An 18,661-nucleotide genomic window follows, 5' to 3' on the forward strand; every position below is an offset into this window, starting at 1 on the left:
CCTTAGCATGGGATGTGGGAAAGAGTAGCATGTCCGGTCGCCGGAAATGGATTTACGCCTTGGCGGCCATGGGCCTTGTCGCGGTTGCCCTGCTCGCGTGGAACTGGAGTGCGCTGCGTGCCCACGCGCAGGTCGGCGCGGGCTTCGGCGCGCGCGTCGCCTGCTCCTGCCGTTATGTCGAGGGGCGTTCGATGGCGAGCTGCAAGGGCGACAAGGAACCCGGCATGTGGGCGGTGTCGTTGAAGGATCTGCCCGAATCGCAATCGGTCAGCGCCGCCGTTCCGCTGCTTGCCTTCCGCACGGCACGCTATCGCAAAGGGTGGGGCTGCCTGCTCGAACAATAGGTCCCGCCCCTTGGACTGGCACTTCGCCAACTGAGCCGCTAGAGCCACCCTTCATGCGTGCCGACATACCGACCATCCTCCACGATATTTTCGGCTTTCCCGGTTTCCGCGGCGTGCAGGAACAGGTGGTGGGCCGCATCATGGCGGGTCAGCCGACGCTCGCGATCATGCCGACCGGCGCTGGGAAGTCGCTCTGCTACCAACTTCCCGCCGTCGCGCTGGACGGTTGCTGTGTCGTCGTCTCCCCCCTGATCGCGCTGATGCACGACCAGTTGCGCGCCGCGCAGGCGGTCGGCATCCGCGCTGCCAGCCTCACCAGCGTCGACGCCGACTGGCGGGAGACGCAGGACCGGTTGCGCAGCGGCGATCTCGACCTTCTCTATGTCGCCCCCGAACGCGCCAGCGGAGAGGGCTTCCGCAACCTCCTGCGCAGCACCAAGATTGCCCTCTTCGCCATAGACGAGGCCCATTGCGTCTCCGAATGGGGGCATGATTTCCGCCCGGACTATCGCCTGTTGCGTCCGCTGCTGGACGAATTTCCGGATGTTCCCCGCCTCGCGCTGACCGCCACCGCCGACCATCACACCCGCGACGACATCCTGGTCCAGCTTGGCATCCCGCGCGATGGCCTGATCATCGCGGGGTTCGATCGCCCGAACATCCGCTATGCCGTCCATCCCCGCGACGGCCTGCCGCGCCAGCTTTCCGACCTGATCGCCGGTCAGACCGGCCCCGGCATCGTCTACGCCCCCACCCGCGCCGCGACAGAGAAGCTGGCTGAGACCCTGTCCCGTACCGGCCGCCCGACCCGCGCCTATCATGCCGGTCTCGACCCGCACATCCGCGCCGCCAATCAGGCGGCGTTCATCGCCAGCGAGGATATGGTGATGGTCGCCACCATCGCCTTCGGCATGGGCATCGATAAGCCCGACGTCCGCTTCGTCGCCCATGCGGCGTTGCCCAAGTCGATCGAGGGCTATTATCAGGAATCCGGCCGCGCGGGCCGCGACGGCGAACCGGCGCAGGCCCATCTCTTCTGGGGCGCCGACGATTTCGCCCGCGCCCGCCAGCGCATCGGCGAACTCGATCCCTTGCGCCAGCAGGGCGAGCGTGCCCGCATCACCGCGCTGGGCGGGCTGGTGGAAACCGGCACCTGCCGGCGCGCCATCTTGCTGCGTCATTTTGGCGAGAATCCACCGCCGGGCTGCGGCAATTGCGACAATTGCCTGAACCCGCCGCCCAGCATCGACGCCACCCAGACCGCCCGCAAATTCCTGTCCGCCGTCTATCGCACCGGCCAGAGCTTCGGCGTCGGCCATATCGAGCAGGTGCTGACCGGCGCCGTCACCGACAAGATACGCGAGCGCGGCCATGACAAGATTTCGGTCTACGGCATCGTCGACGGGGAGGAGACGGCGCTGCTGCGTCCGGTCTCCCGCGCTTTGCTGGTGCGCGACGCGCTCCAGACCAACGAACATGGCGGGCTGGAATTCGGTCCCAACGCCCGGCCGATCCTCCGCGGGGAGGAAGAGGTCAGCCTGGTCCTCCCGCCCCGCAAGGAACGCCGCCGCAAGAGCGCCCGCAACGGCAGCGCCGAAAATCCCGTGGGCGATCCGCTGTTCGACGCGCTGCGGGCTTGCCGCCGCGAACTGGCGCAGGAGGCGGGCGTGCCGCCCTATGTCGTCTTCCACGATTCGACCTTGCGCGAAATGGCGGAGCAGCGTCCGGCGAGTCTGGCGGAACTCGGCAACATCAGCGGCGTCGGCCAGCGCAAGCTCGATGCCTATGGCGATGCCTTCCTGGCGGCGATCCGCCCTTATCTTTGATCGAACGATATGAAGACGGGAATGGCGTGCGCCCGCCCAGGAGCAGGTTGCCCTGCGGCCTACCCCCTTGAATCCCTCGCCCCACAAGCGCAAGGAGACCCGCAAAGGAGTCCCGCCCATGTTCCGCCAACTCACCAAAAGCCTCTATGTCTCTCCGCAGATCAGCGTCGATCAGGTGGCGGAAGCCAAGGCGCTGGGCGTCACCGTCATCATCAACAACCGCCCCGACGATGAGGAGCCCGGCCAGACCAACGGCGCGGAGATCGAAGCCGCCACGAAGGCGGCCGGCATGACTTATGCCGCCGTTCCCGTCGCCCATGGCGGCTTCGCGCCCTGGCAGCTCGACGGCATGGCCGCGGCGTTGGAGCAGGCGGGCGAGGGCAAGATACTCGCCTATTGCCGTTCCGGCACGCGCAGCACCTTGCTCTGGGCGCTGACCCGCGCCCGCGCGGGCGACCATCCCGCCGCTCTCACTGAACAGGCGGCGTCGGCGGGCTATGACGTCACCCCTGTTCGACAGATCATGGACGCGCTCGCCGCCGGTTGATGCCCACCGCGCCGGAAACCTATGACGCCATCGTCCTGGGCGCTGGCGGCGCGGGCCTCATGTGCGCGGCCATGGCGGGCCAGCGGGGCAGGCGCGTCCTCGTCATCGACCATGCCGATCAGGCGGGAAAGAAAATCCTCATCTCCGGCGGTGGCCGCTGCAACTTCACCAATATCCACACCGCGCCCGACCGCTATCTGTCGGCCAACCCCCATTTCGCGAAGTCTGCGCTGGGCCGTTACACGTCGCAGGATTTCATCGGGCTTGTCGAACGCCATGGCATAGCCTGGCACGAAAAGACGCTGGGCCAGCTTTTCTGCGACCACAGCGCTCGTCAGATCGTCGCCATGCTGCTCGCCGAATGCGAAGCGGGCGGCGTTACGGTCCGGCTAGACCATGCGATTACCGTCGTCACCCACGCGGACGGCCGTTATCGGGTGGTCCATGGCGACAGGAGCGCGACCGCCCCCGCGCTGGTCATCGCCACGGGTGGCCCCTCTATCCCCAAGATCGGCGCGACCGGCTTCGCCTATGATCTGGCGCGCCAGTTCGGCTTGAAAATCGTCGAACCCCGGCCCGCACTCGTCCCCTTGACCTTGGGGGGCGAGGATCTGCTTTTCCGATCGCTCTCGGGCGTATCGACCGACGTGATCGCCCGTCACGGCAAGACTGGCTTCCGCGAGGCCGCGTTGCTCACCCATCGCGGCCTGTCCGGCCCCGCGATCCTGCAAATATCCTCTTATTGGCGTCATGGCGAGACGATCGCGCTGGATTTTCTCCCGGACCAGCCGAGTGGTTGGCTGACCGACGCCAAGCGCGACAGGCCGCGCACCACGCTCATGCAATTGTTGCGCGGTCTTCTGCCCGATCGTCTGGCCGACACCCTGACCGACCGGCTGTCGCTTCCCGGCGACCTCGGCAATATGCCCGATCGCAAGCTTCAGGAGGCTGAACGCCGTCTCGCCGCATGGAGCTTCGCGCCCAATGGGACCGAGGGCTTCGCCAAGGCGGAGGTCACGATCGGGGGTATCTCCACCAACGAGCTGTCTTCCCGGACGATGGAGGCCCGCCATGTCCCCGGGCTCCACGCCATTGGCGAAGCGGTCGATGTCACCGGCTGGCTGGGCGGCTATAATTTCCAATGGGCCTGGGCCAGCGGGTGGGCGGCGGCCCAAGCCATCTAGGCAGTAGTGACGATTTAATCATTTGATCCGTAGCATGATGCTGGCGATTTTGACGAAGCCGAGGAAGTTTGCGGCGAGTTTGTCATAGCGGGTTGCGATACGGCGCCACTGCTTGAGCTTGGCGAAGAAGCCTTCGATGCCCCATCGCTGTTTGTAGGCGATGCGATCATAGTGGTGCTGATATTTACGATGGCGGCGAGGCGGAATGACCGACTCGCCGCCTTGCTCGTAGATGAGATCGTGCAAACTGTCGGCGTCATAGGCCCGATCAGCCAGCACCTTGCCAGCCGGGATGCCGCGGATCAGATCGCAGGCGGGCGCCATGTCGTTTTGCTGTCCGGGGCCGAGGATGAAGCGGATCGGCAAGCCCAAGGCATCGACTACGGCATGGATCTTGGTGCCGAACCCGCCTCGCTTTTCCCGTGCCTCTATCATGCCGCCTTGGTCAGCCAAATCCTTCAAGGACGTCCCGCAAAGCTGACGGCGTTCTACTCTATTTGCGCGGGATGCGTCGAGCGCTTGCCAGATGATGGGCATGGGTGATGGCGACGGCCAGCGCGTCGGAAGCATCAGGCCCGGTGATTTTCGCGCCGGGGAGCAGGCGGGACACCATGGCGTGGACCTGCTCCTTGGATGCATTGCCGACGCCGACGACTGACTTCTTGACGAGGCGGGCGGCATATTCGCCCACTTCCATGCCGGAACGCGACGCCGCCAGCAGCACGACGCCGCGCGCCTGACCCAGTTTCAGCGTCGATTGCGGGTTGACGTTGACGAACACTTCCTCGACCGCCGCGCCATTGGGCTGATGTTCGAGGATCAGGTCGGTCAGCGCCAGGTCCAGCACCAGCAGGCGGCTTGCCAGCGCCATGTCGGAATCGGTCTTGATCTGCCCGTTGGCGATATGGGTCAGGCGATTGCCGTCCGCAGCGATCAGGCCCCAGCCTGTGGTGCCAAGGCCGGGGTCGAGTCCCAGGATAATCATGGCCTGATCTTATGGGCCAGGGTTTTCAGCCCAACTTCTCCATGACCTCATCGGAGACTTCGTAATTGCCCCAGACGGTCTGGACATCGTCATCGTCTTCCAACGTGTCGACCAGCTTCATCAGCGTCGCGGCGTTGCTCTCGTCGACTTCGACGGTGGTCTGCGGCCTCCAGGCGAGCTTGGCGCCTTCGGCCGGTCCGAGCTTGGCCTCCAGACCCTTGGCGACTTCGTGCAGCGCGTCCATGGCGGTCCAGATCTCATGCTCGTCATCGTTCGACGACACGTCGTCCGCGCCCGCTTCCAGTGCCGCTTCGAAGATCGCGTCGGCATCGCCCGCGCTCGCCGGATAGGTGATGAGGCCCATGCGGTCGAAACCATGGCTCACCGCGCCCGACGCGCCCAGATTGCCGCCATTTTTCGAGAAGGCCGTGCGGACGTTGGTCGCGGTGCGATTGCGGTTGTCGGTCAGCGCCTCGACGATGATGGCGACGCCGCCCGGGCCGTAGCCTTCATAACGGATTTCCTCGTAATTCTCCGTGTCGCCGCCAATCGCCTTGTCGATGGCGCGCTGGATATTGTCCTTGGGCATGGACTGTGCCTTGGCGGCATTGATCGCCAGGCGAAGGCGCGGGTTCATATCCGGGTCGGGCATGCCCATTTTCGCCGCCACGGTGATTTCGCGGCTCAGCTTGGAGAACATCGAGGAGCGCTTCTTGTCCTGCGCGCCCTTGCGATGCATGATGTTCTTGAATTTGGAATGGCCTGCCATGGGTCCTGAATTCTTGTCTGCCGGTTGAGGATCGATGGGCGCCCTTACACCAGCGGATGGCGGGAGGGCAACCGTCGGGACATCAGTAGAGTATGGCGGTGCCCGAGGCCGTGACCATCAGCATCGATCCGCTGGAGCCGACCGTCTCATAATCGAGATCGACGCCGACGACCGCATTGGCGCCCAGCGTTGCGGCGCGGGTGCGCATTTCCGCGATCGCCTGCTCGCGGGCGCGCTGAAGCACGTCCTCATAGGCGCCCGATCGCCCGCCGACGATGTCGCGGACGCTGGCGAACAGGTCGCGGAAGAGATTGGCGCCCACGATCACCTCGCCGGTGACGATGCCGAGATATTCCTTAGCGGGGCGTCCCTCCAGCGAGGGCGTGGTGCTGACGATCATCTCGGACATATGGGCGCTCTCCTTTGTCGGCGAACTCGGTTATTCCAGACCCAAGGCGTTCTTGTATGTTTCCAGCAGCGCTTCGGCCTCCATGCGGGCGTTGCGCTCCATCTTGCGCAGGCGGACGATCGACCGCATCGTCTTCACGTCATAGCCATTGGCCTTCGCCTCCAGATACACGTCCTTGATATCGTCCGCGATGCCCTTCTTTTCCTCTTCCAGGCGTTCGATGCGCTCGATGAAAAGGCGTAGCTGTTCGGCGGCGACATTGCCATCGCTCATGGGAATCTCCAGTCTGTGTGAATCGGTTGGGTGAATCGGTCGGTGAACGCCTCTAATGATTGTCGGCGTTCTTCGCCACACTCTCCTGCATGCGTGCGATCTGTTCGGGCGTCGCGTCGCTCTGGTAACGGGATTTCCATTCGGCAAACGGCATGCCGTGGATGATCGCGCGGGCTTCATCCTTGCCGAGCGTCCCGTCCGCCTCCGCGATCCAGTCGGCCAGGCAATTGCGGCAGAAGCCCGCCGTGCCCATCAAATCAATATTTTGAACATCGGTGCGGTGCTGCAAATGCGCCACCAGCCGTCGGAAGGCGGTTGCGGCAACCGCGTCGCTGAGTATGTTATCGCTCACGGCGAACCTTTCGCTGATCTACATCATCCTGTCGTGCAGCACGGATAATCGAAAACCGCGCCCTGGCAAACCAGCGGCGATCATGACGGTCAGGAGTTTGGGAAGAATGACGAAATTACCGCCCCGCACGCGCAAGGTCCGCATTCTCGCGACCCTTGGGCCCGCAAGCGACAGTCCGGAAATGATCCGCGCGCTGTTCGTTGCCGGGGCCGATGCCTTCCGCATCAACATGAGCCATGGCGCGCATGAGGATCATGCCGCGCGCATCGCGGCGATCCGGGCGCTGGAAAAGGAGTTCGGCCGGCCGACGACGATCCTGGGCGACCTTCAGGGGCCGAAGCTGCGCGTGGGGACCTTTGAGCGCGGGTTGGCGGTGCTGGAAACGGGTGCGGCCTTCGTGCTCGACAGCGATCCCACGCCGGGCGATGCCAGGCGGGTGAATCTGCCGCATCCGGAGATTTACGCGGCGCTCGTTCCGGAAACCCGGCTGCTGCTGGACGATGGCAAGCTGGTGCTGCGGGTCAAGAAGGTGGCGGACGACCGCATCGACACGGTGGTGGAGGTCGGCGGAACACTGTCCAACCGCAAGGGCGTGAATGTGCCCGATGTGGTGGTGCCGGTCCCTGCGCTGACGGAGAAGGACCGGCGGGACCTCAGCTTTGCTGTCGAGCAGGGCTGCGACTGGATCGCGCTCAGCTTCGTGCAGCGGCCCGAGGATCTGGCCGAGGCACGCAAGTTGATGGGCGGCTATGGCGCGCTGATGGCGAAGGTCGAGAAGCCTGCCGCCGTGCAGCGGCTGGAGGAAATCATCGAACTGGCGGACGGCGTGATGGTGGCGCGCGGCGATCTGGGCGTGGAATTGCCGCCCCAGGCGGTGCCCCCGCTCCAGAAGCAGATCGTCGCGACGGCTCGGCGCATGGGGCGCCCGGTCGTGGTGGCGACGCAGATGCTCGAATCGATGATCAAGGCGCCGACGCCGACCCGCGCCGAAGTGTCGGACGTGGCGACGGCGGTCTATGACGGGGCGGACGCGATCATGCTGTCGGCGGAGACGGCGGCGGGCGACTGGCCGGTCGAGGCGGTGACGATGATGGACAGTATCGCCCATAGCGTCGAGCGCGATCCGGGCTATTTCGGACGGCTGCACTATACCGAGACGAAGCCCGATCCGACGACTGCCGATGCGCTGGCGGAAGGGGCGGGCGGCATCGTCTCGGTGGTCGGTGCGAGTGCGATCACCTGCTTCACCTCTTCTGGCAGCACCGTGCGGCGCGTGGCGCGGGAGCGGCCGATGACACCGATCCTGGCGCTGACCCCGCGGCAGGACACGGCCCGCAAGCTGGGGCTGACATGGGGCGTGCATGCGGTGCGGACCAAGGATATCGGCACGTTCGAGGAGATGATCGGCAAGGCGCGGCGCATGGCGCTGCGCCATGATATGGTCGAGAAAGGCGGCAAGATCGTCGTGCTGGCGGGTGTGCCCTTCGGGACGCCGGGGTCGACCAACGTGCTGCATGTGGCAGCGATTCGCGGGGATGAGCTTCGGGGCCGGGACGAAGCCTAAAGCACGCCCAGCGCGGTCAGTTCCCGGCGTAGCGCGGCTGCGTCGCGGAACAGGTGTCCGCGCATTCCCTCGGCTTGCGCCGCGCGGATATTGTCCTCGCGGTCGTCGATGAAAAGGGCCTGCGCCGCCTCCACGCCGAATCGGGCGAGCGCCAGCCGGTAGATGGCCGGATCGGGCTTTGCCAGCTTTTCCGCGCCGGAGACCACGATGTCGCGGAAGGGAGCGAATAGGGCTGCTTCCCGTTTGTGGAAGGGAACCCAGAATTCATCGCTGAAATTGGTGATGGCGAAAAGCGGCACGCCGCTGTCATCCAGTTCGCGGACGATGTCCGGCATGCCCTCGATGGTCGGGCCGACGCTGTCGCTGAATTTGTCGCCCCAGAGGCGAATCAGGCCAGCATGCTCCGGATGCCGCGCGATCAATTCGGCGCTGGTTTCCGCGAAAGGACGGCCCTGGTCATGCTGGAAATGCCATTCCGGCGTCACCACGTCGCGGAGAAACGCGTCGAGCGCCCGATCGTCGTCGATCAGGCGCTCGTACAGAACCCTTGGGTTCCAATGATATAGGACATTGCCGACGTCGAAGATGACGGCGGCTATACCCACCCTTTGATCAGCCCTGACGGGCCTTGAAGCGGCGGTTGGTCTTGTTGATGACATAGGTGCGGCCGCGGCGGCGGATCACACGGTTATCCCGGTGACGGCCCTTGAGCGACTTGAGCGAATTGCGGATCTTCATGGAACCAGCCTTTGAATGAATCTTGCGTGATCGAAAATCGAAGCGCTGCCCCTATGGGTGAGGCAGGCGAAAGTCAAGGGGAACTGCCCGCATTTCAGCTCCGTTCATCCCCCGTGCAGCAAAGCCATGGCTTCAACGCTTTTAGGGGATTAGCCGCGCGGTGTCGTGTAGAGGGTGATTATCTTCGGAGTTCAAGTCCATGTTGAAAAAGATCGCCTTTTCTTTCCCGCTGGCCCTTTCCCTGAGCGCCTGCGCCACCGCCATTCCTCCGGTTGAGGTGACACGATTCCATATCGATAATCCCGTGCGCAGCGGGACCGTCGCGGTCGAGGAAATGGCCGGCAATCCCGACGTCGGGCTGGAATTCCGGACCTATGCCGCCGCCGTGGATCAGGAATTGCAGCGGGTGGGCTTCACGTCCGTTGGCAATGGTGCCGGACAGAGCGCGAAGAGTGAATATGTCGCGCTGGTCGGATTCCGTCGGACCTTCCGGGAGCCGAACAGCTATGGCGCCAATGGCAAGCCGGTGAGTGTGGGCGTTGGCGGGGCCGTGGGCAGCGGAGGCTATTCCGGGCTTGGCCTGGGTATCGGTATCAACCTGTCTGGCAAGCCGAAGGGGCAGGTTGTCACCGAATTGCAGGTGCAGCTCAGACGCCGCGCGGATTCGACCACCATCTGGGAAGGCCGCGCGCAGACCGAAGCGCGGGAAGGCACGCCCGCCTCTCAGCCCGGCATCGCGGCGCAGAAGCTCGCGGCGGCGCTCATCGGGGACTATCCGGGGGAATCGGGCCGGACTATAAGCGTCAAATGACCGTCTCCATCACCAGCGCTTTCGACAGCGGCAATATTCGCCTTGTTTCCCTGAACGATAGTCCGGCTGGCGTCCGCGCCGAGCTGGAGATCATCAAGGACCGGCAGAGTGACTTCTACCAATGGTTCCACTTCCGCGTGGCAGGCGTCGCCGGGCGGGAAGTCGAACTGGCGATCACCAATTGCGGCGCGTCGGCCTATCCCGATGGCTGGCCAGGCTATCAGGCAAGGGTGAGCGAGGATCGGGAAAACTGGCTGCTGGCGGACACCAGCTATGCCGACGGGACGCTGACGATTCGCATGGCGCCGGACGCCAATGCGGTGTGGCTCGCCTATTTCGCGCCCTATTCGATGGAACGGCACCATGATCTGGTCGCCTGGGCGGCGTGCCAGCCCGGGGTGGAGCATCGCGAACTGGGGCTGACGCTCGACAGGCAGCCGCTCGACCTGCTGGTGGTGGGCGATGGGCCGAAGAAGGTCTGGCTCTATGCCCGCCAGCATCCGGGCGAGAGCATGGCCGAGTGGTGGATGGAAGGGGCGCTGGAGCGGCTCTGCGATGAAGAAGATGCCGTGGCGCGGCTGCTGCGGAAGAGGGCGACCTTCCACATCGTGCCCAACATGAATCCCGACGGCAGCCGGCGCGGGCATTTGCGCACGAACGCGGTGGGGATCAACCTCAACCGCGAATGGCATGAGCCGTCGATGGAAAAGAGCCCGGAAGTGTTTCTGGTTCGCGCGGCGATGGACGAGACGGGCGTGGATTTCGCCATGGACGTGCACGGCGATGAGGCGATCGCGGCCGTGTTCCTGGCCGGGTTCGAGGGAATTCCCTCGATCACCGAACGGCAATTGACCTTGTACCACCGTTACCGGGAAACGCTGGCCGCGCGGACGCCGGATTTCCAGACGAGGAAGGGTTATCCCACCGCGCCGGCGGGCAAGGCGAACCTGTCCATGTCCACCAACCAATTGGCCGAGCGCTTCGGCGCGGTGGCGATGACGCTGGAAATGCCGTTCAAGGACAATGACGACTTGCCCGATGCCGATTTCGGCTGGTCGCCCGCCCGCTCGATTCAGCTTGCCAAGGATTGCCTGGGCGTGCTGGCGGAGATGATCGGGGAAATCTGATCCCCTGGATTGGGTGGACAAGGTGATGCGTGGGAGAGAGGGAAAAGCGCGGCTTTCGTGCGATGTTCCTACGCATGTGGATCACGCTTTCAGATGCCCGGGTCCGTAGGCCGGTGGCAGATGGTTGGGGGTAGCGGGAAATCGTGGCTGCCATGGGTGGGCTCTCGCCATTCCCCTTTCGTCGCCCCGGACTTGATCCCGCCATGCAATTTCATCGCCTGCGGGGTGGTTTTCCCCCTGGGCTTTCCCTAATTGGATGACATGGCAAGAAGCAGCCGATCCAATGACTGGGGCTTTCCCCGCTGGCGCAGCTATGGCGCATCGCGTGAGGCGCAACAGGTGCGCCTGTGCGATCGATATGGCTGCGACCGGCCGGGCGATTGTCCCGCGCCAAAATCGCCCAACAGCCGCGAGCGCTGGTATTTCTGCACCGATCATGCGGCGGAGTATAACCGCAACTGGGATTATTTTCAGGGCCTCGACCAGGAGGAACGCGAGCAGCGCGAGCGCGCCGAGCGGCGTGATGCAGGTGGATATCAGAACAGCGCCTATCATGGTTGGGGCGGACCCGGCGACGGCAGCCGCTCGCGCGACGAGTTGCACGCGCTCCAGGCGCTGGAGTTGGAGGACGATGCCGATTTTGAGGCGGTGAAGAAAAGCTGGCGCCGTCTGGCAAAGGAATATCACCCCGACGTGAAGCCGGGCGACGCGCAGGCCGCTGTCCGGTTCCAGACGATCCAGGCCGCCTATGAAGTGTTGCGCGCGGCTGAGGAGCGGCGGACATGGAAGCCGCGGGAGCGCGCGGATTGAAGGATCTGGTCCGATCGAACTGGGATCATGCGGTGCTGGTATGCCGCAAATGTTCGAAGAAGCTGGATGGCGGTTTCGGCCGCGCGGGCGATGAGCGGCTGGCCAAGGCGCTGCGCCGATACCTCTCGCTGAAAAAGGGGCGCAAGGCTTTGGCAGGTATCGTCGAGGTGAACTGCCTTGGTGTCTGTCCCAAGGGCGCGGTGACCGTCGTCAATGGCGCACGGGCGCGCGACTGGCTGCTGGTGCGGCCGGGCACCGATCTGGAAGCGCTGGCCCAGGCGCTGGATCTGGCTCCGGCAACAGGAGAGTGCCGCTCTAACCCGCCTGCCTGATCCGCGGCGTTTCCACCAGTCCGGCATCGGCGAGCAGCGGCATCAAAAGCCGTTCCTCCTTGTGCATCCGGTGCAGGATCCTATCCAGAACCTCCCGGCTTTCGCGGCAGAAGTCGCCCCATTCGCGCGCGATCCTGTCATCGCTCCAGCGGGCGATATAGGCCGAAAAGCTCTGGGCGATCGGCGCCATCTCCATTTCCAGCCGCGCAGCCGTGTCGCGCAGCCGTTCGTGCGGCTGCCGCTGCATATTGGGGTAGAATATCCGGTCTTCCAGCGCCAGATGCGCCATCAACTGGCGCGCGAACTGCCAACGGAGCGCGCCGAGCCTTTGCGGGCTGCTGTCGTCTGCAATAGCCTGGCGGAACCGGGCCAGAAGCGCCTCGATCTCGTCATGCTGCCTCTGCAATTCGTCGAGGTCCATATACTGTTTCCCTCTCTCCCCGGCCATATGTTCCGATGGCCGGGTTAAGAAACAGTTGTATCCTATTTCAAGGGCTCGGCTGGGGTGCCCATGATCGTTCCGATCGACGGGCACCCCTTGAAGGATCAGGCGGGCTGGTCCGCGCGGCTGACGCCCTGGCCGTCGAGATTCTGCGCGGCAAAGTCCCAGTTGATCGCTTCCTTGAGGACGCGGTCGGCATAGTTGGGACGGGCGTTGCGATAGTCGATATAATAGGCATGTTCCCATACATCGAGGATCAGCAGCGGCGCGTGGCCTTCATGCGCGACCGGCGTGTCGGCGTCATGATAGCTGGTGACTTCGAGCTTGCCGTCCTTCAGGATCAGTGCGGCCCAGCCGCTGGCGAAATGGCCGACGGCTTCGGCCTTGAGCTTCTCTACCAGAGCGTCGACCGAACCGAAGGCTTCCTCGATCTTGGCGAGCAGGTCGCCGCTCGGCGCTGTCTTCGTGGGCGAAAGCGACTGCCAGTAGAATGTGTGGTTCCAGATCTGGCCGACCTGGTTGAACAGGCCGCCCTTGCTGGACTTGATCAGCTCGACCAGCGACTTGCCCTGGAGCGAGGCGTCGGCGGCGACCAGTTCATTGGCCTTCACGACATAGGCATTATGGTGCTTGCCATGGTGGAAATCGAAGGTTTCGGCGGTCAGAATGTCGCCAAATGCATCCTTGGCATAGGGCAGGTCGGGAAGAACAAAGGCCATGGCGGAACTCCTCGGGCTCGTTATGGATCGGCCGCGGAAACGGATGACGCGGCCGATTGGTTCAATGGTCCTGTCGGGGCGTGGACGCCTCCGCGCCCTTCCCATATGCGCCCCAAAGCGCCAAGGAAACAGATATGTGCCTATTGCGAAACGATCGCAAGAATGGGACGAATTCAACCTTGCGGTGGCGTCGTTTCGCCGATTTCCTCGCTATCGAGTTTCTCGCCGAGGTCGAGGCCATGGCGCATCAGCATCGGGATATTGGCGGCGGCGAAGACGATCGACACGATGGTGACGCCCCACACCTTGACCGCGAGCCAGCTATCGAACGTCATGGTCCGGCGCATCACTTCATTGGCGAGCGCCATGGCGATGAAGAAAAAGGCCCAGTTGCGCGACAGCTTGCGCCAGCCGGCTTCGGTAAGGCCGTCATAGGCGGCCTGAAGCAGATATTTGAGCAGCGGCTTGCCCCGCATCAGACCCGCGAACAGCATCAGCGCGAAGAAGCTGTAGATGATGGTCGGCTTCAACTGGATGAAGCTCTGGTCGCGGAAATAGATGGTGAGGCCGCCGAAGAAGAGGATCAGCATGGCCGACAGCCAGAGCATCGGCGACACGCGGCCGAGCTTCACCTTCGACACGATGACGGCGATGATGATCGCGACCATGAAGGCGGCGGTGCCCAGCATCATGGCGGTGATCGGATTGCCCGGTCCCCATATCCAGCCGGCGCCCTTATAGCTCAGGAAGAAGACAAGGAGCGGGCCGAAGTCCAGGGCGAGGCTGAGATTGCCGTTGTGCTTGGGTTTCTTGGCGTCAGCCATCTGCTTGCTCCATCATCCCGGCGGAAGCGGGGATATCCTGCGGTCGGGTGGTGCCGTTGAGCCCCGAGATTCCAGCTATTGCTGGCATGACGAAGGAGGAGTGATCACCGCGCATAGGCCGTCCCAGCGATCGCCCGCGCCATGTCGCCCGGATCGAAGGGGCGCAGGTCCTCGATCTTCTCGCCCACGCCGATGGCATGGATGGGCAGGCGATATTTCTCCGCCGCCGCGACCAGCACGCCGCCGCGCGCCGTGCCGTCGAGCTTGGTCATGACCAGGCCGGTCACCTGCGCGACTTCCTTGAAAACCTCGATCTGGCTCAGCGCATTCTGGCCCGTGGTGGCGTCCAGCACCAGGACGACGTCATGCGGCGCCGCCGGGTTCAACCGGCCCAGCACGCGCCGGATCTTCGCCAGTTCATCCATCAGCTCGGTCTTGTTCTGAAGGCGCCCGGCGGTATCCACGATCAGCACGTCGATGCCTGTTGCCGTGGCTTGTTTCACCGCGTCGAAGACGATGCCAGCCGCGTCGCCGCCTTCCCTGCCCGCGACGATGGGAATGCCGAGGCGCTCGGCCCAGACCTTGAGCTGGCCGATGGCAGCGGCGCGGAATGTGTCGCCCGCCGCCAGCATCACGCCATAATCCTGTTCGAGGAAGAGGTTGGCGAGCTTGGCGATGGTGGTGGTCTTGCCGGAGCCGTTGACCCCGATGACGAGAATCACCTGCGGGCGCGGGAAGGCCTCTATCTCCAGCGGGCGGGCGACCGGGGCGAGCGTCTTCTCGATCTCCTCCGCGATGATCTCGCGCAGATATTCTTCCGTGAGTTCGCGATTATAGCGGCCCTCCGACAGGCGGTCGCGCACGCGGGCGGCCATGGCGGGGCCAAGGTCGCTGACGATCAGCGCTTCCTCGATCTCGTCCAGGGTCTGTTCGTCGAGAGCGGCCTTGGTGAAGAGGCCGGTCAGATTCTCGCCGAGCTTGTCGGAAGTGCGCTTGAGGCCGCCGAAGAGGCGATCGCGCCAGCTTGTGCCGGGTTCAGTCATTGCTGCGCCTCTTGCGCGATCAGCGCGCCATTCTCAAGGCCCGTGATGGTCGCGCGGACGATGGAGGAGGGGGATTGCGGCCGGGGGAATCGCACCGGGGCGAAATTTTCGGCATGACCCGAAAGCCCGTCGCGCTCCACCAGCACGGATTGGGTCGAGCCGATCAGGCTCATCAGCCAGTTCCGGCGCTGCGCTTCGCAGGCGGCGCGGAGGCGCGCGGCGCGGGCCTTGATGGCGGCGCGGTCGACCTGCGGCATCCGGGCGGCGGGGGTGCCGGTGCGCGGCGAGTAGGGGAAGATATGACCGTGGACGATGCCGCATTCCTCCACCAGCCTGAGGCTGTTTTGGAACATCGCTTCGTCCTCGGTCGGGAATCCGGCGATGATGTCGGCACCGATGCTGATGTCGGGGCGGGCGGTTTTCAGCCTTTCCACGATGCGGATCGCTTCTGCGCGGCTGTGGCGGCGCTTCATGCGCTTGAGGATCATGTCGTCGCCCGCCTGGAGCGAGAGGTGAAGGTGCGGCATCATACGGGGTTCGTGGGCGATGATGTCAAACAAGCGCTCGTCAATCTCTACGCTGTCGAGCGAGGAGAGGCGCAGGCGGGGAAGCTCTGGCACGCCCTTCAGCAGGCGTTCGATCAGCAGGCCGAGCGAGGGCGCGCCGGGCAGGTCGGGGCCGTAGCTGGTGACGTCCACGCCGGTCAGGACGATTTCCCTGTAGCCCGCATCGACCAGTTCGCGGGCTTTTTCGATCACCGCACCGGCGGGGGCGGAGCGGCTGTTCCCCCGGCCATAGGGGATGATGCAGAAGGTGCAGCGATGGTCGCAGCCATTCTGCACCTCCAGGAAGGCGCGGGCATGTTCGGCGAAGGCGCTGGCCATGTGCGGCGCGGTTTCGCGGACCGACATGATGTCGGAGACTTTGATCTGGGCACCCGCTCCGTTCGAAACGAACGGGCGGTAGTGAGTCGGGTCCATCTTTTCCCGATTACCGATCACCGCGTCGACTTCGGCCATTTGGGCGAAGGTTCCCGGCTCGGTCTGCGCGGCGCAGCCTGTCACCATGATCCGCGCATCGGGCCGGTCCCGGCGGGCGCGGCGGATCGCTTGCCGTGTCTGGCGCACGGCTTCGGCCGTCACCGCGCAGCTGTTGACGACGATCAGATCATCCTGCCCGCCCGCCATTTCGCGAATCGCCTCGCTCTCGGCGATGTTGAGGCGGCAGCCGAGCGTGATGATCTGGGCCCCGCTCATGTCAGAAGCGCGCCCAGTCAGCCTCGCCGTCGAAGACATGGGTGGCGGGGCCGGTCATCATGATATGCCCGCCCGGCGCCCAGTCGATCACCAGATCGCCACCCGGCAGGCTGACCGTCGTGGGGCCGCTTACCAGCTTGCGCCGTACCGCCGCCACCGCGGTCGCGCAGGCGCCGGTGCCGCAGGCGCGGGTCAGGCCGGCGCCGCGTTCCCAGACGACCAGGCGAATGTGATTCTCGCCGATGATCTGTGCGAAGTTCACGTTCACGCGGGCGGGGAAGAGCGGATCATGCTCGATCAGCGGGCCCAGACGGTCGAAGTTCACACCGTCCAGATCGTCCACGAAGAAGATCACATGGGGATTGCCGACATTGACCGCCACCGGGGCGGGGAGCTCTTCCCAGCTTACCGGCATGGTCAGCGTGTCCATGGCGTAGGAGAGGGGGATTGCGTCCCATTCGAGGCGCGGCTCGCCCATGTCGACGCTGGCGCCGCCATCGACGGTCTTTGCGTCCAGCAGGCCCGCCTTCGTTTCGATCAGCACGTCCCGGCCGACGAACAGGGGCACGCAGCGGGTCGCGTTGCCGCAGGCCTCCACCTCGCTGCCGTCGCTGTTGAAGATGCGCATCGACACGTCGGCGCGGTCGGAATTTCCTATCAGGATGAGCTGGTCGCAGCCGATCCCGGCATGGCGGTCGGCTATGGCCATGGCGCGCGTCGCCGTCATGTCGAGCGCGGTCTCCCGCGCGTCGATCACCACGAAGTCGTTGCCCAATCCATGCATTTTCGAAAAACGGCCCATAGTGCGGCGCATGTAGGGCTTGTGAGACGAAAAGGCCACCCTAAGCGGCGCTCAAGGATGCGCGCTTGCGTCCATAGAGGAAATAGACGGCCAGGCCGATGGCGTTCCAGATCAGGCAGGCGAGGATGGTCTTCATCGGCAGGCTGATGAACAGATAGGCGCAGCCGCCGATGGCGCCAAGGCCGACCAGCCATCCGGCGGGGGTGCGGAAGGGACGTTTCATGGCGGGCCTGCGGCGGCGCAGGATGAGGAGGCAGGCGCCGACGGCGGTGAAGGCGATCAGCGTGCCCGCATTGGCGAGCGCGGCGATCTCGTCGATGGGCAGGACGCCTGCGATGATCGCGACCAATATGGCGGTGACGGCGGTGATCCGGGCGGGGGTGCCGCGTTTCGAGATTTGGGCCAGCCTTTGCGGCAGGAAACCGTCGCGGGCCATGACGAGGAAGATGCGGCTCTGGCCGTAGAGGAAGCCGAGCAGCACCGTCGGCAGGGCGATCACCGCCGCGATGGCGACGATTCGCGCCACCTGTCCCTGGCCCATTTCGCGCAGGATCAGCGCGAGCGGCTCCGGGCTGTCGGCAAAGCGGGTGAAGGGCATGGCGCCGACCGCCGCCGCCGCTACCAGCACATAGATGAGTGTGCAGACGATCAGCGATCCGACGATGGCGATGGCGAGGTCCCGATCGGGGTTCTTCGCCTCTTCCGCCGCCGTGGAGATGGCGTCGAAGCCGTAGAAGGCAAAGAAGATGATCGCCGCCGCCGCCATGACGCCGCGCTCGACTCCATCGGGGCCCATCGACTTGGCGAAGCCGAAGGGCATGAAGGGGTGGAGATTCTGTGCGTCGAAGGCAGGAAGGGCGATGGCGACGAACAGGCTCAAGGTCGCGATCTTGATGAGCACGAGCAGGCTGTTCAGCCGCGCGCTTTCATGGGTGCCCAGCATCAGCAGCCCGGCGACCACGGCGATGATGAAGATGGCGGGCAGGTTGACGAGGCCGCCCAGTTCCGGCCCCCTCGTCAGCAGGTCTGGGAAGCCCACCGAGGTCAGCAAAGGCGCGGCATAGCCGGACCAGCCCACCGCCACGGTCGACACCACCAGCGAATATTCGAGGATCAGGCTCCATCCGACGATCCAGGCGATGCCCTCGCCCAGCACGACATAGCTGTAGCTATAGGCGCTCCCGGCGGCGGGCATCATGGTCGAGAGTTCGGCATAGGCCAGCGCCGCGCAGGCGCAGATGGCCCCTGCAATGGCGAAGGACAGCAGTACCGCAGGGCCGGCCCGGTCCGCGCCCACGCCGATCAGCGTCAATATGCCGGTGCCGACGATCGCGCCCACGCCCAGCGCCAGCAGGTGCGGCCAGGACAAGGTGCGCGCCAGCCTGTGCCCTTCATGGGCGGGCATCATCGCCTCCATCGGCTTGCGGCGCGTCCAGCTCATGTCTTTTCCCCTTTTGCGGGCACCATGCCGTTGATGGCGCGGCTGGCAAGAAAATTTTGTACA

General features: G+C 64.7%; 23 protein-coding genes and 1 pseudogene. 9 read left to right on the forward strand and 15 right to left on the reverse strand.

All coding sequences use genetic code 11. The features are described from left to right. Window positions 1-29: 29 nt before the first annotated feature. The 4 genes from YP76_RS05290 (at window position 30) to YP76_RS05305 (ending at window position 3,901) form a co-directional block, all read left to right on the forward strand. Window positions 30-344 carry a hypothetical protein gene (locus YP76_RS05290; RefSeq protein ID WP_046762467.1) on the forward strand — a complete coding sequence of 105 codons (315 nt, stop codon included), beginning with the start codon at window positions 30-32 and terminating at the stop codon, window positions 342-344. Between the two features lie 53 nt (window positions 345-397). Beyond that, a complete protein-coding gene (recQ, locus tag YP76_RS05295) occupies window positions 398-2,170 on the forward strand; it encodes a DNA helicase RecQ (RefSeq protein WP_046762468.1) in 1,773 nt (590 codons plus the stop codon). A 118-nt stretch (window positions 2,171-2,288) separates the two neighbouring features. Next, window positions 2,289-2,717 carry a TIGR01244 family sulfur transferase gene (locus YP76_RS05300; protein WP_046762469.1) on the forward strand — a complete coding sequence of 143 codons (429 nt, stop codon included), beginning with the start codon at window positions 2,289-2,291 and terminating at the stop codon, window positions 2,715-2,717. Continuing rightward, window positions 2,717-3,901 carry a BaiN/RdsA family NAD(P)/FAD-dependent oxidoreductase gene (locus YP76_RS05305; RefSeq protein ID WP_046762470.1) on the forward strand — a complete coding sequence of 395 codons (1,185 nt, stop codon included), beginning with the start codon at window positions 2,717-2,719 and terminating at the stop codon, window positions 3,899-3,901. The genes YP76_RS05300 and YP76_RS05305 overlap by 1 nt, the downstream gene beginning before the upstream one ends. An 18-nt stretch (window positions 3,902-3,919) precedes the next feature. On the opposite strand, the pseudogene YP76_RS05310 reads toward YP76_RS05305, so the two are convergent. The 6 genes and pseudogenes from YP76_RS05310 to YP76_RS05335 all read right to left on the reverse strand — a co-directional run. Then, window positions 3,920-4,315: pseudogene (locus YP76_RS05310) on the reverse strand (IS5 family transposase); the annotation flags it as partial. A 79-nt stretch (window positions 4,316-4,394) separates the two neighbouring features. Next, complete coding sequence (ruvC, locus tag YP76_RS05315) at window positions 4,395-4,886, reverse strand: crossover junction endodeoxyribonuclease RuvC (RefSeq protein ID WP_046762472.1); 492 nt, start codon at window positions 4,884-4,886, stop codon at window positions 4,395-4,397. A 25-nt stretch (window positions 4,887-4,911) separates the two neighbouring features. Continuing rightward, window positions 4,912-5,655, reverse strand: coding sequence for a YebC/PmpR family DNA-binding transcriptional regulator (locus YP76_RS05320; RefSeq protein ID WP_046762473.1), 744 nt, complete (start codon window positions 5,653-5,655; stop codon window positions 4,912-4,914). An 82-nt stretch (window positions 5,656-5,737) separates the two neighbouring features. After that, the gene (locus YP76_RS05325; RefSeq protein ID WP_197707370.1) at window positions 5,738-6,064 is read right to left on the reverse strand and encodes a heavy metal-binding domain-containing protein; all 327 of its coding nucleotides are present in this window, start codon (window positions 6,062-6,064) and stop codon (window positions 5,738-5,740) included. A 30-nt stretch (window positions 6,065-6,094) separates the two neighbouring features. Beyond that, a complete protein-coding gene (locus tag YP76_RS05330; RefSeq protein ID WP_013848733.1) occupies window positions 6,095-6,337 on the reverse strand; it encodes a DUF2312 domain-containing protein in 243 nt (80 codons plus the stop codon). Between the two features lie 52 nt (window positions 6,338-6,389). After that, window positions 6,390-6,689, reverse strand: coding sequence for a DUF1244 domain-containing protein (locus tag YP76_RS05335; protein WP_046762474.1), 300 nt, complete (start codon window positions 6,687-6,689; stop codon window positions 6,390-6,392). A 106-nt stretch (window positions 6,690-6,795) separates the two neighbouring features. Here YP76_RS05335 and pyk point away from each other — a divergent pair, with 106 nt between their 5' ends. Beyond that, window positions 6,796-8,253, forward strand: coding sequence for a pyruvate kinase (gene pyk / locus YP76_RS05340; RefSeq protein WP_084733023.1), 1,458 nt, complete (start codon window positions 6,796-6,798; stop codon window positions 8,251-8,253). On the opposite strand, the gene YP76_RS05345 is transcribed toward pyk, so the two are convergent. Both YP76_RS05345 and ykgO read right to left on the reverse strand, forming a co-directional pair. Then, entirely contained in the window at window positions 8,250-8,912 is a 663-nt protein-coding gene (locus YP76_RS05345; RefSeq protein ID WP_084733024.1) for an HAD family hydrolase, read from the reverse strand. The two genes, pyk and YP76_RS05345, sit on opposite strands and share 4 nt — an antisense overlap. Beyond that, window positions 8,866-8,991, reverse strand: a complete 126-nt coding sequence (gene ykgO, locus YP76_RS05350) for a type B 50S ribosomal protein L36 (protein ID WP_004210176.1) — start codon at window positions 8,989-8,991, stop codon at window positions 8,866-8,868. Before ykgO ends, YP76_RS05345 begins: the two co-directional genes overlap by 47 nt. Window positions 8,992-9,190: 199 nt before the next feature. Here ykgO and YP76_RS05355 point away from each other — a divergent pair, with 199 nt between their 5' ends. From YP76_RS05355 to YP76_RS05370, 4 genes are all read left to right on the forward strand, one after another. Next, window positions 9,191-9,802, forward strand: coding sequence for a DUF4136 domain-containing protein (locus YP76_RS05355; RefSeq protein ID WP_046762476.1), 612 nt, complete (start codon window positions 9,191-9,193; stop codon window positions 9,800-9,802). Continuing rightward, a complete protein-coding gene (locus tag YP76_RS05360; protein ID WP_046762477.1) occupies window positions 9,799-10,929 on the forward strand; it encodes a M14 family metallopeptidase in 1,131 nt (376 codons plus the stop codon). Before YP76_RS05355 ends, YP76_RS05360 begins: the two co-directional genes overlap by 4 nt. A gap of 261 nt (window positions 10,930-11,190) precedes the next feature. Continuing rightward, window positions 11,191-11,739 carry a J domain-containing protein gene (locus YP76_RS05365; RefSeq protein WP_046762478.1) on the forward strand — a complete coding sequence of 183 codons (549 nt, stop codon included), beginning with the start codon at window positions 11,191-11,193 and terminating at the stop codon, window positions 11,737-11,739. Next, window positions 11,712-12,071 carry a hypothetical protein gene (locus tag YP76_RS05370; RefSeq protein WP_046762479.1) on the forward strand — a complete coding sequence of 120 codons (360 nt, stop codon included), beginning with the start codon at window positions 11,712-11,714 and terminating at the stop codon, window positions 12,069-12,071. The genes YP76_RS05365 and YP76_RS05370 overlap by 28 nt, the downstream gene beginning before the upstream one ends. On the opposite strand, the gene YP76_RS05375 is transcribed toward YP76_RS05370, so the two are convergent. The 7 genes from YP76_RS05375 to YP76_RS05405 all read right to left on the reverse strand — a co-directional run bounded on the left by YP76_RS05375 (window position 12,055) and on the right by YP76_RS05405 (window position 18,598). After that, window positions 12,055-12,492, reverse strand: coding sequence for a hemerythrin domain-containing protein (locus YP76_RS05375; protein ID WP_046762480.1), 438 nt, complete (start codon window positions 12,490-12,492; stop codon window positions 12,055-12,057). The genes YP76_RS05370 and YP76_RS05375 overlap by 17 nt on opposite strands. A gap of 125 nt (window positions 12,493-12,617) precedes the next feature. Continuing rightward, window positions 12,618-13,232, reverse strand: a complete 615-nt coding sequence (locus YP76_RS05380) for a superoxide dismutase (protein ID WP_046762481.1) — start codon at window positions 13,230-13,232, stop codon at window positions 12,618-12,620. Between the two features lie 173 nt (window positions 13,233-13,405). Further along, the gene (gene ispZ, locus YP76_RS05385) at window positions 13,406-14,056 is read right to left on the reverse strand and encodes a septation protein IspZ (protein ID WP_046762482.1); all 651 of its coding nucleotides are present in this window, start codon (window positions 14,054-14,056) and stop codon (window positions 13,406-13,408) included. A 104-nt stretch (window positions 14,057-14,160) separates the two neighbouring features. Then, window positions 14,161-15,099, reverse strand: coding sequence for a signal recognition particle-docking protein FtsY (gene ftsY / locus YP76_RS05390; protein WP_046762483.1), 939 nt, complete (start codon window positions 15,097-15,099; stop codon window positions 14,161-14,163). After that, window positions 15,096-16,355 carry a tRNA (N(6)-L-threonylcarbamoyladenosine(37)-C(2))-methylthiotransferase MtaB gene (gene mtaB / locus YP76_RS05395; RefSeq protein ID WP_046762484.1) on the reverse strand — a complete coding sequence of 420 codons (1,260 nt, stop codon included), beginning with the start codon at window positions 16,353-16,355 and terminating at the stop codon, window positions 15,096-15,098. Before mtaB ends, ftsY begins: the two co-directional genes overlap by 4 nt. Before the next feature lies 1 nt (window position 16,356). After that, window positions 16,357-17,157, reverse strand: a complete 801-nt coding sequence (gene dapF, locus YP76_RS05400) for a diaminopimelate epimerase (RefSeq protein ID WP_046762485.1) — start codon at window positions 17,155-17,157, stop codon at window positions 16,357-16,359. 40 nt (window positions 17,158-17,197) lie between these two features. Further along, on the reverse strand, window positions 17,198-18,598 hold the full coding sequence (locus YP76_RS05405; protein WP_046762486.1) for an amino acid permease: 1,401 nt from the start codon (window positions 18,596-18,598) through the stop codon (window positions 17,198-17,200). Window positions 18,599-18,661 lie beyond the last annotated feature (63 nt).

The sequence above is a fragment of the Sphingobium chungbukense genome (assembly GCF_001005725.1).
In the GTDB taxonomy this organism is placed as follows: Bacteria; Pseudomonadota; Alphaproteobacteria; order Sphingomonadales; family Sphingomonadaceae; genus Sphingobium; species Sphingobium chungbukense.

What these genes read in the sequence shown, in the direction of transcription:
- mtaB (WP_046762484.1), bottom strand. Translation starts at nt 16,355, where the DNA reads ATGAGCGGGGCCCAGATCATCACGCTCGGCTGCCGCCTCAACATCGCC.
- ruvC (WP_046762472.1), bottom strand. Translation starts at nt 4,886, where the DNA reads ATGATTATCCTGGGACTCGACCCCGGCCTTGGCACCACAGGCTGGGGC.
- ftsY (WP_046762483.1), bottom strand. Translation starts at nt 15,099, where the DNA reads ATGACTGAACCCGGCACAAGCTGGCGCGATCGCCTCTTCGGCGGCCTC.
- YP76_RS05365 (WP_046762478.1), top strand. Translation starts at nt 11,191, where the DNA reads ATGGCAAGAAGCAGCCGATCCAATGACTGGGGCTTTCCCCGCTGGCGC.
- YP76_RS05345 (WP_084733024.1), bottom strand. Translation starts at nt 8,912, where the DNA reads ATGTCATCAACAAGACCAACCGCCGCTTCAAGGCCCGTCAGGGCTGAT.
- YP76_RS05325 (WP_197707370.1), bottom strand. Translation starts at nt 6,064, where the DNA reads ATGTCCGAGATGATCGTCAGCACCACGCCCTCGCTGGAGGGACGCCCC.
- dapF (WP_046762485.1), bottom strand. Translation starts at nt 17,157, where the DNA reads ATGGGCCGTTTTTCGAAAATGCATGGATTGGGCAACGACTTCGTGGTG.
- YP76_RS05305 (WP_046762470.1), top strand. Translation starts at nt 2,717, where the DNA reads ATGCCCACCGCGCCGGAAACCTATGACGCCATCGTCCTGGGCGCTGGC.
- YP76_RS05355 (WP_046762476.1), top strand. Translation starts at nt 9,191, where the DNA reads ATGTTGAAAAAGATCGCCTTTTCTTTCCCGCTGGCCCTTTCCCTGAGC.
- ykgO (WP_004210176.1), bottom strand. Translation starts at nt 8,991, where the DNA reads ATGAAGATCCGCAATTCGCTCAAGTCGCTCAAGGGCCGTCACCGGGAT.
- YP76_RS05290 (WP_046762467.1), top strand. Translation starts at nt 30, where the DNA reads ATGTCCGGTCGCCGGAAATGGATTTACGCCTTGGCGGCCATGGGCCTT.
- recQ (WP_046762468.1), top strand. Translation starts at nt 398, where the DNA reads ATGCGTGCCGACATACCGACCATCCTCCACGATATTTTCGGCTTTCCC.
- YP76_RS05375 (WP_046762480.1), bottom strand. Translation starts at nt 12,492, where the DNA reads ATGGACCTCGACGAATTGCAGAGGCAGCATGACGAGATCGAGGCGCTT.
- YP76_RS05360 (WP_046762477.1), top strand. Translation starts at nt 9,799, where the DNA reads ATGACCGTCTCCATCACCAGCGCTTTCGACAGCGGCAATATTCGCCTT.
- pyk (WP_084733023.1), top strand. Translation starts at nt 6,796, where the DNA reads ATGACGAAATTACCGCCCCGCACGCGCAAGGTCCGCATTCTCGCGACC.
- YP76_RS05300 (WP_046762469.1), top strand. Translation starts at nt 2,289, where the DNA reads ATGTTCCGCCAACTCACCAAAAGCCTCTATGTCTCTCCGCAGATCAGC.
- YP76_RS05330 (WP_013848733.1), bottom strand. Translation starts at nt 6,337, where the DNA reads ATGAGCGATGGCAATGTCGCCGCCGAACAGCTACGCCTTTTCATCGAG.
- ispZ (WP_046762482.1), bottom strand. Translation starts at nt 14,056, where the DNA reads ATGGCTGACGCCAAGAAACCCAAGCACAACGGCAATCTCAGCCTCGCC.
- YP76_RS05405 (WP_046762486.1), bottom strand. Translation starts at nt 18,598, where the DNA reads ATGAGCTGGACGCGCCGCAAGCCGATGGAGGCGATGATGCCCGCCCAT.
- YP76_RS05370 (WP_046762479.1), top strand. Translation starts at nt 11,712, where the DNA reads ATGGAAGCCGCGGGAGCGCGCGGATTGAAGGATCTGGTCCGATCGAAC.
- YP76_RS05380 (WP_046762481.1), bottom strand. Translation starts at nt 13,232, where the DNA reads ATGGCCTTTGTTCTTCCCGACCTGCCCTATGCCAAGGATGCATTTGGC.
- YP76_RS05320 (WP_046762473.1), bottom strand. Translation starts at nt 5,655, where the DNA reads ATGGCAGGCCATTCCAAATTCAAGAACATCATGCATCGCAAGGGCGCG.